Source organism: Nocardia sp. FBN12, from assembly GCF_050320175.1.
GTDB lineage: Bacteria > Actinomycetota > Actinomycetes > Mycobacteriales > Mycobacteriaceae > Nocardia.
Window position 1 is genome coordinate 39,254 of sequence record NZ_CP190048.1, and the last position, 13,724, is coordinate 52,977.

Consider the following 13,724-nt stretch of genomic DNA (forward strand, 5'->3'; position numbering starts at 1 on the left):
ATGACGTTCGCGCTCACCGCCTGCGGTGGGATCACCGCCGATGACGACGGGAAGAAGGTCGTCCTCACCACCTTCACGGTGCTCGCCGATATGGCACGGAATGTGGCAGGCGAGCACCTGCGGGTCGAGTCGATCACCAAGGTCGGCGCCGAGATCCATGGTTACGAGCCGACCCCGGGCGATATCAAGAAGGCCGCCAAGGCCGACCTGATCCTGGACAACGGGCTGAACCTCGAGGCCTGGTTCAACCAGTTCGTCGCCGATCTCGATGTGCCGCACGCCGTGGTGAGCGAGGGGGTGGCGCCGATGGACATCAGCGAGGACGCCTACCGGGGCAAGCCCAATCCGCACGCCTGGATGTCGCCGGTGAACGCGCAGATCTACGTCGACAACATGGTCCGCGCGTTCACCGATCTCGACCCCGAGCACGCCGACGCCTACCGTGCCAACGGTGACGCCTACAAAGCGCAGCTCGGCGCCGTGCGCGACGATCTCGTCGCCGCGGTGAACACCCTGCCCGCCGACCAGCGCGCCCTGGTCACCTGCGAGGGCGCGTTCTCCTACCTCGCTCGCGATGCGGGTCTGACGGAGAAGTACATCTGGCCGGTCAACGCCGAACAGCAGGCCACCCCGCAGCAGATCGGCTCGACCATCGACTTCGTCCGCCAGCGCGGTGTGCCCGCCGTGTTCTGCGAATCGACGGTGTCCGACGCGCCGATGCAACGCGTGGTCGAGGCGTCCGGGTCGCGGTTCGGGGGCGTGCTCTACGTCGATTCGCTCTCCGAAGCCGACGGGCCGGTCCCGACCTACTTGGACCTGATCCGCCACGACGCGAAGACCATCGCGACCGCACTCGCCGGAGCCCCGAAATGACCGCGCCGGTCGTCGAAATCCAGGATGTGACAGTCCATTACGGTGACGTGCTCGCGCTCGACAATGTCGAACTGACCTTGAAGTCCGGCCGGGTGTGCGGGCTGATCGGGATGAACGGCTCGGGCAAATCGACACTGTTCAAGACCGTGATGGGCCTGGTCACGCCCGATCGTGGCCGGGTGCTGATCAACGGTCGCCCCCCGGCCGCCGCGCGCAAGGCGGGCAGCCTCGGTTATGTGCCGCAGTCCGAGGACGTGGACTGGAGTTTCCCGCTGTCGGTGCGCGATGTGGTGATGACCGGGCGCTACGGGAAGATGGGATTCACCCGCCGGGCGAGCAAGGCCGACCGCGCCGCCGTCGACGCGGCGCTGGCCCGCGTCGAGCTCACCGACCTGGCCGACCGGCAGATCGGGCAGCTGTCGGGTGGCCAGAAGAAGCGCACGTTCGTCGCCCGCGGCATCGCCCAGGAGGCCACGATCCTGCTGCTCGACGAGCCGTTCGCCGGGGTCGACAAGCGCTCCGAGGCGACCATCACCGCGCTGTTGCGTGAGCTCGCCGCCGACGGGGCCACCATCCTGGTGTCCACCCACGATCTGCACGCGTTGCCCCAATTGGCCGACGAGGCAGTGCTTTTGAATCGCCGGGTGCTCGAGCACGGCGACCCCGATGTGGTGTTGCGCCCGGAGAACCTGGCCAAGGCCTTCGGCCTCGATGTGGACGGAGACCGATGAGCCTCGAGGAATTCCTCATCGACCCGCTGCGCTACGAGTTCATGGTGCGCGCGCTGGCCACCACCGTCACGGCGGCCGTGGTGTGCGCGGTGCTGTCGTGCTGGTTGGTACTGATCGGCTGGTCGCTGATGGGTGACGCGGTGTCGCACGCGGTGTTGCCGGGGGTGGTGCTGGCCTACATCGTCGGCTGGCCGTTCGCGGTCGGCGCGGTGATCTTCGGGTTCCTCGCGGTCGCGTTGATCGGGGTCGTTCGCGATACGAGCCGGGTGAAGGAAGACGCCGCGATCGGCATCGTGTTCACCACCTTGTTCGCGTTCGGCCTGGTGCTGGTATCGGTGACGCCGAGCCAAACCGACTTGAACCACATCGTTTTCGGCAACCTGCTCGGCGTGAGCCGCGGCGAGATGGTCCAGATCATGATTCTGGCCGCCATCGTCCTGGTCGCCCTGATCCTCAAACGCCGCGACTTCACCCTCTACGCCTTCGACGCCACCCACGCCCACGCCATCGGCCTCAACCCCCGCATCCTCGGCACCGCCCTGCTGGCCCTACTGGCCCTGACCTCGGTCGTCGCCCTGCAAGCCGTCGGCGTGGTCCTGGTCGTGGCGATGCTGATCATTCCCGGCGCCACCGCCTACCTGCTCACCGACCGCTTCTCCCGCATGCTCGTCATCGCCCCCACGATCTCGGTGCTGTGCGCGGTCACCGGCCTCTACATCAGCTACCACCTCGACACCGCGGCAGGCGGCATGGTCGTGGTAACCCAGGGCATCGCCTTCACTCTCGTCTACCTCTTCGCCCCCCGCCACGGCGTGATCGGCCGCCGAATCACCGCCTCCCGTGCCCGTAAGACGGTGGCCACGCTCGGCGCCGTCGACTAGCGGTCCCGGGTCGGCTGCGGCGGGTCGGATCCTGTCGGTGTGTGCTGTCAGGATGGAGGACATGAATGTCACCGGGGATGACGTCCGCGCCTACGTGCTGTCGCTACCACAGACTGTGGAGCAATTCGCTTGGGGCATGCCGATTTTCAAGGTCGCGGGCAAGCTGTTCCTCACGTTGCCGGAGGAGGAGTCCTCGATGGCGGTGCGCTGCCCGATCGTCGAGCGCGACGAACTCGTACTGGCCGAGCCCGCCAAGTTCTGGATCGCTTCGCATGAGGCAGGCAACCCCTGGGTCCGGGTCCGGTTGGCTGCCCTCGACGACCGCGAGGAACTGCAGGCCATCGTCACCGACTCGTGGCGCCAAGCCGCCCCGCGTGATCTGCTCGACGATCAGTAGCCGACTTGCTCAGGCGGCGAGGAGTTCGCTCATGCGATACAAGCCGTTGACCGGCTCGTCGGAACCTTCGACAGAGAATGTGACGTGGACGTTGTCACCTGAGACGCTGGTCACCACGGCATCCATCACATAGAGGCTCCATCGGACTCGGACCGGATCTCCCGGCTTCACCTCGGTGTTCTTCGCCTTTGCCATCGAGCCCACCTCCTATCTGTGCCAGCTGGTGCTTGCTATTTCTGTCAAGTATGCCCCGGTCACTTTGTCGAATCCAGTGGCAGCGCCGTCCAGCGACCGGCGCCATCGCTTGAAGGTGGCCAGGTCGAGCGGTTGGGTTGCTTTCACCGCAGCCAGCTGGGCGTCATTGCGATGCGCGATGGCGTTGCGTGCACTGTTCAGGCTGGTCAGAGTCGCGTTCCAGCCCTTGCCCCGCGACGGGTAGGCGGCATGCACCGCTGACCACAGTGACAGGCCGAGGAGCTGGAAGTCCGCGCCGAGTGCGCTCGGCTGTGCATTGCCCTGATCGAGCTTCCGCCCACGCACGAGGGTTGCCCGCAGAGCCGTGATTCGAGGGTCGGTCGCCGGACCGAGACTGAGCGCGAAGACATTTGCTGCGTCGTCGTGGAGGTCACGGCAGTAGCCCTGGAATTCTGCCGCGAGACTGACGAACAGGGCCAGGTTCAAATGTTCGGTCGCATATTGGCGCCCACGGCGCCGCCCCGTGACAGCACCATGGACCGCTTCCAAGCTGTCGAGCGCGGCGCAGCGTCGATTGGACCATCTAGTGAGCGCGGCGGAGTGGGTGCGTGGCACGCGAGGACAGTAGAGCGCACCACATGTGAGAGTCAAATCAATTGGCTATCAATCGCTTACGGTGCGAATGTGCTGGTGGGGGTGGGCGGGTTCGGGGTGGCCGGTAGGCTCGGATGTCCTATGGCACTCAGCGCAACATTGCACAACTTCGCCGTTCAGCTCGCCGATGTGGATCGGGGGGTGTACGAGGATCTGGAATTGCGGGTGGCTCGGCATCCGTCGGAGACAGCGGAGTACATGATTACGCGGATCCTCGCGTACTGCTTGCAGTACGAGGAGGGGATTGTGTTCAGTGACGGTGGGATTTCGGCTACCGATGAGCCCGCGGTGCAGGTGCGGGATATGACGGGGCGGACCACCGCGTGGATCGAGGTGGGGGCGCCGGACGCGGATCGGATTCATCGCGGGAGCAAGCTCGCTGGTCGGGCCGTGGTTTATACCCATCGGGATCCGGCGAAGGTGCTCGCGCAGTATGCGGGCAAGAAGATTCACAACGCGGCGCGGATTCCACTGTTCAGTTTCGATCGGGCGTTCATCGACGAGGCGGCGGCGCTGGTCGATCGCCGTAATACCGCCACGCTGTCGGTCACCGAGGGTGTGCTGTATCTGGACCTCAACGGCACCAGCTTGCGCACCGATGTCACCGAGCAGCCCCTCGGCTGACGCGGGCACGGGGTAACTTGGCGTCCACCGGTGACGCTCGGACCGAGCGCTTCGACTACGCCGGTCTACCTGTCGAGTGGAGGTCGCGGTGCCCGGTGTGATGAGTCGGTACGTGATTCCGGGATTCCTGCGGGTCACCCGGCGCAACCGGAACTACATCGATGCCGAGCTGGCCAGGGCGCACGTGCGTGAGCGAAGTCTGCGGCCCCTCGCGTACGGCCCGCCGCGCAAGCTGCGTGGTGTCGAGGTCTCGGTGGTGCACGACCGTGGCTGGCCGATCTACACCGTGACCCCGTCGGACGGGATCTCCCGCGGCGGCCTCGTGTACGCGCACGGTGGCGGCTGGGTGGGCGAAATCGCTTCGCAACATTGGCAACTCGCGGCCAGGATCGCCGCGCAGACCCATCTCGTCGTGACGGTCCCGATCTATCCGCTGATCCCGTTCGGCACCGCGGCCCAGGTGATCCCCCGCATCGCCGAACTGGTCACCTCGGCCGGCGAGCGCCACGGTCCGACCTTCCTCGCCGGCGACTCCGCGGGCGGTCAGATCGCGCTGTCCACCGCCCTGCACCTGCGCGACGCGGGCCACACCGTCCCCCGCACGATCCTGATCTCGCCCGCCCTCGACCTCACCCTCGAGAATCCCGAGATCGACGCGGTTCTGCGACGTGACCCATGGCTGGGACGCGACGGCGGCTTGGTGTTCGGCAAGCTGTGGAGCGGCGAACTCTCGATGAAAGACCCCCTGGTCAGCCCCCTGTTCGGCGAATTCGACGGGCTGGGTCCGATCACGGTGTTCACCGGCACCGACGACATCCTCAACCCCGACGCCCGGCTGCTGGCGGCGAAGCTGCGCGAGGCGGGAGTCGACCTCGAATATCACGAGGAATCCGGTCTCGTCCACGTCTATCCGCTGACTCCCAGCGCGGAAGGCGCCAGGGCCCGCCGCCGGATCATCACCACCCTGCGCACCGAACTCGATGCGGCACACAGTATTTCGTGATGATCCCTACCGCGCGGACAGGTGCACGTTGAACAGGATCGTCAGCTGAGTGACCGCCTGATCGAACGGATGCGCGGACTTGAGCGCGCGGCTGTGCACGATCGTGCCCTCGATGGTGGTGAGCAGGAACCCGGCCAGCGACACCGCGGTCGCGCGTTCGATCCCCGTGGCGACGATCCCGTCGGCGAGCCGCGCGGTCCATTCGGCGAACGCCTGGCCCGCGATGGACTGGACGGCGGGGTCGAGCTCGTCGAGCGCGGCCGCCATCATGAACGAGCCCGCGGCGTAGTCGGACTTTTCCAGCGGGACCCGCCAGAACGCCAGCAGGTCGGTGAGCCACTGCTGCGCCGAGGGCGCGGTCTGTAGGGAGTCGGCCATCGCGCTTACATGCGAGTACACCAGACGGGTCACGATCCGGGCCGCTGTCTGCACCAATTCGCCTTTGCCGGAAGGGAAGTGCTGATAAAGCGAATTGCGTGAGGTGTTGCTGCGCTCGAGCAGCTCGCTGAGGGAGGACGCGTGGACGCCGTGTTCCTGAACGGTGCTGATCGTGTGTTCGATGAGTCGGGCTCGTGGTCCGGCAGCCATCCGATCTACTCCTACCCCTTGATTGAACCGATCGGTTCATGTTAGACCTGTTCCTACGTGAACCGATCGGTTCATATGGAGAGGATGCCATGCCCACCCCCATTGCCACCGCGGTTCCGGTCACCCACGCGGGGATCTGTGGTCTCGGTGTATATCGCCCGCGCCGCGTTGTGCCCAACTCCGAGATCGTCGAGGCGATCGAGTCCTCGGACGAATGGATCAAGACTCGGTCCGGGATCGCCGCCCGGCACTGGGCCGAGCCCGACGAGACGATCGTCTCGATGAGTGTGGCGGCTGCCGGTGACGCGCTGAAGGCAGCGGGGGTGAGTGCCGAGCAGGTGGATGCGGTGGTGCTGGCGACGTCGTCGCAGATGGTGCTCGGTCCGTCGGCGGGCGCGGTGGTGGCCACCGAGCTCGGCATGCACGACACCGCCGCCTACGACATCTCCGCGGGTTGCGCGGGCTTCTGCTACGCGCTGGCCGACGCGGCCAATCTGGTGCGCTCGGGCCAGGCGCGCTATGTGCTGGTGATCGGGGTGGAGCGGCTGTCGGATCTGCTCGACACCACCGACCGCGGTTGCGCGTTCATCTTCGCCGACGGCGCGGGCGCGGTGGTCGTCGGCGCGGCGGAGCAGGAGGGGATCGGGCCGGTCGCGTGGGGTTCGGACGGCAGCCGCACCTCGGCGATCAAGCAGGACAAGGATTTCACGGAGTACTTCGCCGAAGTCGCCGCGGCGGAGGCCAGTGGTGGCACCTCACAGCGTCCGTACATCCGGATGAACGGCACCGAGGTGTTCCGCTGGGCCGTCACCTTCCTGGAGAAGGCGTGCCGGGACGCGCTCGACCTCGCGGGCCTCGCGGCCGCGGATCTCGACGCGTTCGTCCCGCATCAGGCCAATATCCGCATCACCGACGCGCTGGTCCGCACCCTCGCCCTTCCGGAGAAGGTCGCCGTCGCCCGCGACATCATCGAAACCGGCAACACCAGCGCCGCTTCCATCCCGATGGCCATGGAACAACTCGTCCGCTCCGGTGCCGCCAACCCCGGCGACACCGCACTACTGCTGGGCTTCGGCGCCGGGCTGGCCTACGCGGGCCAGGTCGTCCACCTGCCGCCGATCGCCTAGTTCACCAGCGCGCGCAGATATCGGCGACGATAGAACCGTTGCGCGACAAGCAGTATCGGAAAGACGAAGCGCCATGATCCGGTCGGTGCCGGTCTCGTCAGCGAACGCAGGGTGAGCGAGACCGTGCCGGTCGAATCCCGGTGCACGACAAAGGCTTCCTCGCCGCTGACCGGATGTCCGGGCAGGGTGCCGTAGGCGAAGCCGCACCGGTCCTCGGTGTCGACCACCGCGACTACGCGAACCGGCTCGTGGACGGAGACGGGCCCCCAACCCGCGCTGATCCGGTACTTCGCGTCCGTCGACACCGCGACGTCGGGGGCGACGCGGAAACCGCTGCGGCGCTTGATGCCCCATCGCAGCACGGCTTCGGACGCGGCCGTCCACGTCGGCTCGCCGTGTCCGATCACCACTGTGGTGTCGAGCCGGCGGAAGCCGGGGTATTCGGCCGTCCAGAGGTGGTCGGCGGGGCTGGTCGCGCCGGCTGGGGCGTAGGTGAGTCCCTCGTGCACGAGGGTGACGATAGGCGACGTCAGGTCGTCATGCGTTGGCCTTCTCGCGCAGCGACCGCTGGGTCACCGGGATCGCGTAGGCGGCGCCGTCGCGGATGCCGAATTCGAAGCGGCAGGGAAACAGTGAGGGCAGGCCGGTCGCGCGTAGGTCGAAGTTCGCGGCGAGGGTTTGCATGGCCCAGTTCTGTAGCGAGTCCGGGAGCTGCAGGGTGGTGCCGTCTACGCAGCACACGTAGGCGTGGGTCTGCTCGCCGTCGATAGGCAGCGGGTTGCGCAGACCGACCGCGCCGATTTCCAGAATCCGTCCGGCGTTGCGCGAAGTAGCGACGCTCGGCAAATCCAACTCGATGTCGTCCATGCGAAAAACGTTATCGCAGCAACCATTCAGAGAACATCGAAATCGCGTGGACTTGACGAACTTCGCTGATGTCGCAAATGCGTGAAACGGGGAGGTCGGCCCACGCGCGCGGCGGAGCTCGACGCGCGCGCGCCGGGCCCTGCCGCCGTGGTGTCAGCCGATCGCGAAGCGCAGCAACGCCTGGCGATCGCCCTGCTTGATCTTGCCCTTGCGGTCGAGGACCTCGAGCTGCCACACCGGGCCGTTGCGGAAGGTCCGGGCGATCGCGTTCGCGTTGTCCGCGCCGAGCAGCGACGGCCAGATATCGGCGACGGGCTGGGTATCGCCGCCGGTGGCGTCGTAGATCTTGAAGGACACGTTGTTCGCCTTCTCGAAGGACGAGCCCTTCTTGAACGCGACGGCGACGAAGACGATGGAGTCGATGGCAGGGGGGACATTCGTGAAGGTGACGTGCACGGTCTCGTCGTCGCCAACGGCCGCACCGGTCTGCTCGTCGCCGGTGTGCAGCACCGAGCCGTTGCCGAGCGGGTCGAGCGAATCCAGACCGGCGAACCGCACCGGCTCACCACCTTGGAACAGCACGGCGATCAGGTCAAGGTCGACACCGCGCTTGCGCCGGGCCATGCCGAGAATTCCACCGCTGGAACCCGCCGACGGATCCCAGCTCACCCCCACGCTCATCTTGGTGATACCGGCGAGATCGGCTGCGCCGTCTTCCTTCTTGAGAGTAATCACGATTTCAGGCTACGGACTTCGCTCGCCACGCGCAGGACGAGAATTCGCGCGTCAGCCGGAATGGGTCGCGAGGTAGACCAGGGCGGTCACCGCCAGTGCGATCGCGCCGAGGATTCCGCCCGCGATCGTGTCGGCGCGGTTGGTGGCCACGCCGTTCTCGATCCGGTCCCAGCCGATGAACGCGGCGGCCACGGCCCCGATACCGGCAGGGGCGGCGACGAACTCGCTGACGACGGGAATGAACGAGACCGCGCAGGCGATGATGCCGAGCACCAACGACGCGAGGCCGACGCCGTTGCGCGGCGGCGGCATTGTCTCTGGACCTGGCATTCCACGAGCGTAGTCGCGATGCGGGACGGGTGCCGGGCGCGCCCGCGGGCACTGGCCGGGTCCGCGGTCACAGCTTCGTCATGGTTGACCGTGCGGACGCCGGGTATCCCATGGAAATGGCAGCCCTGCCGGGATTCTTTCCGGGTCCCGGAGCCCGGGCTGTGGAGTTCGAGAAGGGATTGGGTTTGTCGATCTCAGCTGACGAATCGAAAAGTCGAAATCCGAACAAAGGTTATGTAGCCCTACTCGGCTGGAGTTTGAACGCAGTCGAGGCGATTGATCGCTTTGATCGTCGCTATATCGTGGTCGCGCCCGAATGGGCGCAAGATTATTGCACCGAGCACAATATTCCTTTCGTACCCTGGGACTTCGAGCGGCTCAACGACCGTTCGATGGAGATCGCGGAGACCCTGAAGGCGAGGGGGGTCGACGTCGCCATTCCGATCTTCGAGGAAACGGTGGAATGGGCGGGTGCGATCAACTCCGTGCTGCTCGACAACCCCCGCCTGCTCGGCCAGTCCATGCTCCTGCGTGACAAATCGCTGATGAAGCGGCGCGCGCAGCTCGGCGGTATCCGGGTCGGCATTTTCGAAGAGGCGCACGAACGCGACGACGTGATCCGCTTCCTCAAGCGCGTCAATCAAACCCTGCTCAAACTCGACGGTGATCCCAACGATCCGATTCACCTCAAGGCGTTCGACAAGGCGGGCTGCCTCGGTCACCGGATCATCCGGACCCCCGACGAGGTCGACACGATCCCCGACGACGAGTTCCCGATGCTGATGGAATCGCACCTGGACGGCTGGGAGTTCGCGGTCGAGGCCTGGGTCCACGACGGCCGCATCTGCTTTCTGAACATCTCGGAGTACGTGACGCTGGGATATTCGGTGTTCGTGCCCGCGACCCCGGAGCTGGAGAAGTACCGGCCCGAGATCACGCGGCAGGTCGAAAAGCTGATCAAGACCTTCGACATCGAGTTCGGGTTCATTCATCCCGAGTACTTCGTCACCAGCGACGGGGAAATGTATTTCGGCGAGGTCGCCTACCGGCCGCCGGGTTTCAAGGTGTTCGAGTTACTGGAACGCACGTACGGTTTCAACGCCTACCACGCGCTGGTCTTGGCCTTCGATCCGAAAACCACCGCCGAGGAGATCGACTCGTTCTTCCCGAAGGAGGTGGTGGACGCCACCGGCCACGCGGGGTGCTTCGGTGTGTATCCGCGGCGGCGGGTGGTGAGTCGACTGTCGGTGCCGCCCGAGACCGAGGACCACGACTATTTCGACTCGCACGAGCTCACCGCGCCGCAGGCCGAAAAGGTGACCAAGAGGACCGCATTCGGCAATCACTGGGGCCTGCTCTATTTCTTCGGTGAGGACCCGTACACTCTGCGGGATCTGTTGAAGCGACAAGAAGAGCTCGACTTCTATATTTGATCCGTTGCGAAGGCAACGGTGCGCGAAGGGATCGGCGATTGAGTCCAGACGGCCACGACCCGGCGAGCTTGGACCGGCGTCTCGCCGCGGTGGACCACGCCACTCAGTCCCTCGCCGCCGCGGGCGAATTCGGCAAGCTCGTCAAACTGCCCAGGGTCATGGACACCCTGCGGCGGGTGCTGTTGCTGCCCGGTGGGTGCGCCGCGGTGCGAGCCCGCGCCGAAAAGCTGGAGACCGCGGGCCTGTTCCTCGGCACGGACTGGACGCAGCCGCAGATCCTCATTCCGGCGCTGAGCTCCGGCTCGTTGCGCAGCCCCAATGCCGACACCATGGTGCTGGAGGCGGTGAGTGATCTGCGGTTGCTCGCGGTCGCCAAGGGGGATTATCAGCATGCGCTGATTTCGGCCGAACAGGCCAATGATCATCTGTCGCAGGTACTCGCGGTGAATCTGTCGCTGCTGTTCTCCCCGCCCACCGAGGCCGAACGGGAACAGCAGGGCCGGATGGCGCAGGTCTCGCGGGAGCTGCTGCACTACCTCGTCGCCGAGGTGGGGTACGAGAAGGTACTCGAGAACCTGGTCGACGAGATCTGGCGCATCCTGCGGCAGCGGCCGATCCAGGTCGACGGGGTCAAGCGGATGATCACCCAGATCGCCGTCGCGCGTGCCAATCCCGATGTGGACCTCGGTGCCAGTGGTCTCGGTGCCGACCGGCTGATCAGCAGCCTCTACGGCACCACCGAGGGGTGCCGGGAGGACCCGGGCGTCGAGATCTACCGCACGCGGCTGGAATCGATGGACGACAGCGCATTGCAGTACGAGGCAACAGGATTCGCGCGATCCATGCACGACACCGGGTTGGTCTCGCCGTATCACGCTGTGCTGCTGCGCTTTCTGCTCACCAAGGGTGCGTACCTGCTCGGTGAGGCGATGGGATTGTCGAGCACCGGTCGCGACAGCCTGCTCTGCTATCACGAACTGGTGCACAGCCTCATCGAGCAGGCTGTCCACGTCGAAACGGCGCAGTGCATCTACGGTCTCACCCTCCTGCTGGAGCGCGGCATCCTCTATCAGCCGCCGGTCGCGCCCGCGTTGTGGCGCCAACTGGCACTGCGGCTTTCGACCCGTTCCTGTCAGCGGCTGACCCAGGTGTTCGGGCCCGCGCCGGAACCGCGGTCGTGGTTGTTGTCCGGGATGCTGTCGGTGCTTGGCCTGCCGCTGGGAATCGGACAGGGCGACAACCCCACCTGCCAATCAGCGCGGGCACTGTCGATGTGGGCCTACAACGACCCCGATTATCTGCTGCAGACCCTGGTCTGGGCCGCGCGCGACGACGAGATCGTCATGCACTTCGAAGGGCAGCCGATTTCCTCGCGTGAGACCGATGACGCGGAATCGGCCGCGCTGCAATTGGATCTGGACCCGGTGTCGCTGCTGGTGGTTCCGCACCTGGACCGGATCTACGCGGAGATGGGGCGGCGCTGTGTTGGCCGCGACGGCGATCCACACCGCTGGATCAACCCGGAGTTCCACGGCTGGTGGTCCGGACGTGGCTTCCGGATCAATGTCGACGTGGCCACCGGCCACCTGACCGACGTCGACGAATTCCTGCGCCACTTCTACGCCGGCTACCACCCCTTCTACAACGGCAACCAGCCCGTGATCCACCCGCAGCCCGCCGGTATCGCCGTCACCGACAGCGCGGCCCGCTTCGTCGGCTGGCACGCGATCACGGTCCTGCGGGTCAGTCTCGATCCGCAGGATGTGATGCGGGTGTATTTCTACAACCCGAACAACGACAGCGGCCAGGACTGGGGCGACGGGGTGGTGGTCGGAACCGCCGGGCACGGTGAGCGTTTCGGCGAAGCGTCGCTGCCCTTCGAACAATTCGCCTCGCGCCTCTACATCTTCCATTTCGACCCGCTCGAGCCGGGTGAACTGGCCGCCGTCGAGCGCGCGGAACTGGACCGGGTGATCGGTTACCTGCACCGGAGTTGGGGTGCCGACCGGATGCCCGTGGAATCGGGTGCGGCCGAACAGGATTGATCACAGCAAACGTTCAGAGTCGAGAGTTAGGGTGGGGGCGACGGTGCGCTGTGCGCCGCGATGAGGTACGGGAGTTCTCGATATGGGTGTCAGCTTGTCCAAGGGCGGCAATGTCTCACTGACCAAGGCGGCGCCGAATCTCACCGCCGTCGCGGTCGGCCTCGGCTGGGATCTGCGGACCACCACCGGCACGGACTTCGACCTCGATGCCAGCGCCATCGGCCTCGGTGCCGACAAGAAGGTGGTGTCGAGCGGGCACTTCGTCTTCTTCAACAACCTGAAGTCGCCGGAAGGCGCGATCGAGCACGCGGGTGACAACACCACCGGGGCGGGCGACGGCGACGACGAGACGATCAACGTCGACCTGGCCAACACCCCGGCGACCATCGACTCCATCGTGTTCCCGGTCTCGATCTACGACGCGGCCGCCCGCAGCCAGTCCTTCGGCCAGGTGCGCAACGCCTACATCCGCGTGCTCGACCGCAGCAACGGTGAGGAACTGGCTCGCTACGACCTCTCCGAGGACGCGTCCACCGAAACCGCCATGGTCTTCGGCGAGCTCTACCGCAACGGTGCCGAGTGGAAGTTCCGTGCCACCGGCCAGGGCTACGCCTCCGGCCTGGAGGGCATCGCCCGCGATTTCGGCGTCAGCCTCTGATCCGATAGTGCGGGTCGGCTGCGAAATTTCTCGATGCCGGAGGCGATTTCGCAGCTGACCCCGCAGCTCCCGCCACACCGGGACTGTCGTTCCATTCGTCCAAGACCGGGCGGAATATCGGTCCTAGCGTTGGACCATGACAACAACACACACGGCTGATGACCAGCTGCTGGCCGTACTCGACGAGTGGCAGGTGGCGATCGTCGCCAACGACGCGGACCGGATCGGCTCCTACATGGCCGACGAGTGGATCATGGTGTCGGAGAACGGCATCACCACGGCCGAGCGGTTCCTTGCCTTCGTCCGATCGGGCGATCTCACACACTCGGCGATGCGGCGAGTCGGCGAGCCGAGGATCCGCTACCACGGCGAGCTCGCCCTGCTGACTACCCGGATCACCAATACTGCCCATTACCAAGGCACCCGGTTCGATGCCGACGAGTGGACAACCGACGTGTTCGTCGAGGAAGACGGTCGGTGGCGGTGCCTGCTGACCCAGATCACCGCCACCAAGACGTAGCGAACCCGGGTCGACTGCCGATCGCGAGAATCGCGGGGCCGGGTGCCGTTGCGGGCGGGGCCC

At 66.0% G+C, this 13,724-nt stretch carries 18 protein-coding genes; 11 read left to right on the top strand and 7 right to left on the bottom strand.

The window, feature by feature from the left end:
* From ACQHI0_RS00180 to ACQHI0_RS00195, 4 genes are all read left to right on the top strand, one after another.
* Positions 1 to 873 (top strand): metal ABC transporter substrate-binding protein, encoded by an 873-nt coding sequence (locus ACQHI0_RS00180; RefSeq protein ID WP_427905900.1) that lies wholly within the window; start codon positions 1 to 3, stop codon positions 871 to 873.
* A complete protein-coding gene (locus tag ACQHI0_RS00185; protein WP_427905901.1) occupies positions 870 to 1,604 on the top strand; it encodes a metal ABC transporter ATP-binding protein in 735 nt (244 codons plus the stop codon). The genes ACQHI0_RS00180 and ACQHI0_RS00185 overlap by 4 nt, the downstream gene beginning before the upstream one ends.
* On the top strand, positions 1,601 to 2,485 hold the full coding sequence (locus tag ACQHI0_RS00190; RefSeq protein ID WP_427905902.1) for a metal ABC transporter permease: 885 nt from the start codon (positions 1,601 to 1,603) through the stop codon (positions 2,483 to 2,485). Before ACQHI0_RS00185 ends, ACQHI0_RS00190 begins: the two co-directional genes overlap by 4 nt.
* A 61-nt stretch (positions 2,486 to 2,546) precedes the next feature.
* On the top strand, positions 2,547 to 2,882 hold the full coding sequence (locus ACQHI0_RS00195) for an MmcQ/YjbR family DNA-binding protein (protein ID WP_427905903.1): 336 nt from the start codon (positions 2,547 to 2,549) through the stop codon (positions 2,880 to 2,882).
* Between the two features lie 9 nt (positions 2,883 to 2,891).
* Here the strand turns inward: ACQHI0_RS00195 and ACQHI0_RS00200 are convergent, their stop codons facing one another.
* Positions 2,892 to 3,077 (bottom strand): hypothetical protein, encoded by a 186-nt coding sequence (locus ACQHI0_RS00200; protein WP_427905904.1) that lies wholly within the window; start codon positions 3,075 to 3,077, stop codon positions 2,892 to 2,894.
* Positions 3,078 to 3,089: 12 nt separating this feature from the next.
* Positions 3,090 to 3,692: a hypothetical protein gene (locus tag ACQHI0_RS00205; RefSeq protein ID WP_427905905.1), complete on the bottom strand. Its 603-nt coding sequence runs from the start codon at positions 3,690 to 3,692 to the stop codon at positions 3,090 to 3,092.
* Positions 3,693 to 3,812: 120 nt separating this feature from the next.
* On the opposite strand from ACQHI0_RS00205, the gene ACQHI0_RS00210 reads away from it, so the two are divergent.
* The gene (locus ACQHI0_RS00210; protein WP_427905906.1) at positions 3,813 to 4,355 is read left to right on the top strand and encodes a YaeQ family protein; all 543 of its coding nucleotides are present in this window, start codon (positions 3,813 to 3,815) and stop codon (positions 4,353 to 4,355) included.
* Between the two features lie 100 nt (positions 4,356 to 4,455).
* Positions 4,456 to 5,358 (top strand): alpha/beta hydrolase fold domain-containing protein, encoded by a 903-nt coding sequence (locus ACQHI0_RS00215; RefSeq protein ID WP_427905907.1) that lies wholly within the window; start codon positions 4,456 to 4,458, stop codon positions 5,356 to 5,358.
* Between the two features lie 6 nt (positions 5,359 to 5,364).
* On the opposite strand, the gene ACQHI0_RS00220 is transcribed toward ACQHI0_RS00215, so the two are convergent.
* Positions 5,365 to 5,946: a TetR/AcrR family transcriptional regulator gene (locus ACQHI0_RS00220; protein WP_427905908.1), complete on the bottom strand. Its 582-nt coding sequence runs from the start codon at positions 5,944 to 5,946 to the stop codon at positions 5,365 to 5,367.
* Between the two features lie 89 nt (positions 5,947 to 6,035).
* Here ACQHI0_RS00220 and ACQHI0_RS00225 point away from each other — a divergent pair, with 89 nt between their 5' ends.
* On the top strand, positions 6,036 to 7,073 hold the full coding sequence (locus ACQHI0_RS00225) for a beta-ketoacyl-ACP synthase 3 (RefSeq protein ID WP_427905909.1): 1,038 nt from the start codon (positions 6,036 to 6,038) through the stop codon (positions 7,071 to 7,073).
* On the opposite strand, the gene ACQHI0_RS00230 is transcribed toward ACQHI0_RS00225, so the two are convergent.
* The 4 genes from ACQHI0_RS00230 to ACQHI0_RS00245 all read right to left on the bottom strand — a co-directional run bounded on the left by ACQHI0_RS00230 (position 7,070) and on the right by ACQHI0_RS00245 (position 9,005).
* Complete coding sequence (locus ACQHI0_RS00230; protein WP_427905910.1) at positions 7,070 to 7,582, bottom strand: DUF1990 family protein; 513 nt, start codon at positions 7,580 to 7,582, stop codon at positions 7,070 to 7,072. The genes ACQHI0_RS00225 and ACQHI0_RS00230 overlap by 4 nt on opposite strands.
* A gap of 28 nt (positions 7,583 to 7,610) precedes the next feature.
* A complete protein-coding gene (locus tag ACQHI0_RS00235; RefSeq protein ID WP_427905911.1) occupies positions 7,611 to 7,940 on the bottom strand; it encodes a hypothetical protein in 330 nt (109 codons plus the stop codon).
* A 153-nt stretch (positions 7,941 to 8,093) separates the two neighbouring features.
* Positions 8,094 to 8,675 carry a TerD family protein gene (locus ACQHI0_RS00240; RefSeq protein WP_427905912.1) on the bottom strand — a complete coding sequence of 194 codons (582 nt, stop codon included), beginning with the start codon at positions 8,673 to 8,675 and terminating at the stop codon, positions 8,094 to 8,096.
* A gap of 51 nt (positions 8,676 to 8,726) precedes the next feature.
* Entirely contained in the window at positions 8,727 to 9,005 is a 279-nt protein-coding gene (locus tag ACQHI0_RS00245; protein ID WP_427905913.1) for a hypothetical protein, read from the bottom strand.
* 392 nt (positions 9,006 to 9,397) lie between these two features.
* On the opposite strand from ACQHI0_RS00245, the gene ACQHI0_RS00250 reads away from it, so the two are divergent.
* The 4 genes from ACQHI0_RS00250 (at position 9,398) to ACQHI0_RS00265 (ending at position 13,661) form a co-directional block, all read left to right on the top strand.
* The gene (locus ACQHI0_RS00250; RefSeq protein ID WP_427909042.1) at positions 9,398 to 10,438 is read left to right on the top strand and encodes an ATP-grasp domain-containing protein; all 1,041 of its coding nucleotides are present in this window, start codon (positions 9,398 to 9,400) and stop codon (positions 10,436 to 10,438) included.
* A 38-nt stretch (positions 10,439 to 10,476) separates the two neighbouring features.
* A complete protein-coding gene (locus ACQHI0_RS00255; protein ID WP_427905914.1) occupies positions 10,477 to 12,483 on the top strand; it encodes a hypothetical protein in 2,007 nt (668 codons plus the stop codon).
* An 82-nt stretch (positions 12,484 to 12,565) separates the two neighbouring features.
* Positions 12,566 to 13,141: a TerD family protein gene (locus ACQHI0_RS00260; protein WP_427905915.1), complete on the top strand. Its 576-nt coding sequence runs from the start codon at positions 12,566 to 12,568 to the stop codon at positions 13,139 to 13,141.
* Between the two features lie 136 nt (positions 13,142 to 13,277).
* Entirely contained in the window at positions 13,278 to 13,661 is a 384-nt protein-coding gene (locus ACQHI0_RS00265) for a nuclear transport factor 2 family protein (protein ID WP_427905916.1), read from the top strand.
* Positions 13,662 to 13,724: the final 63 nt, after the last annotated feature.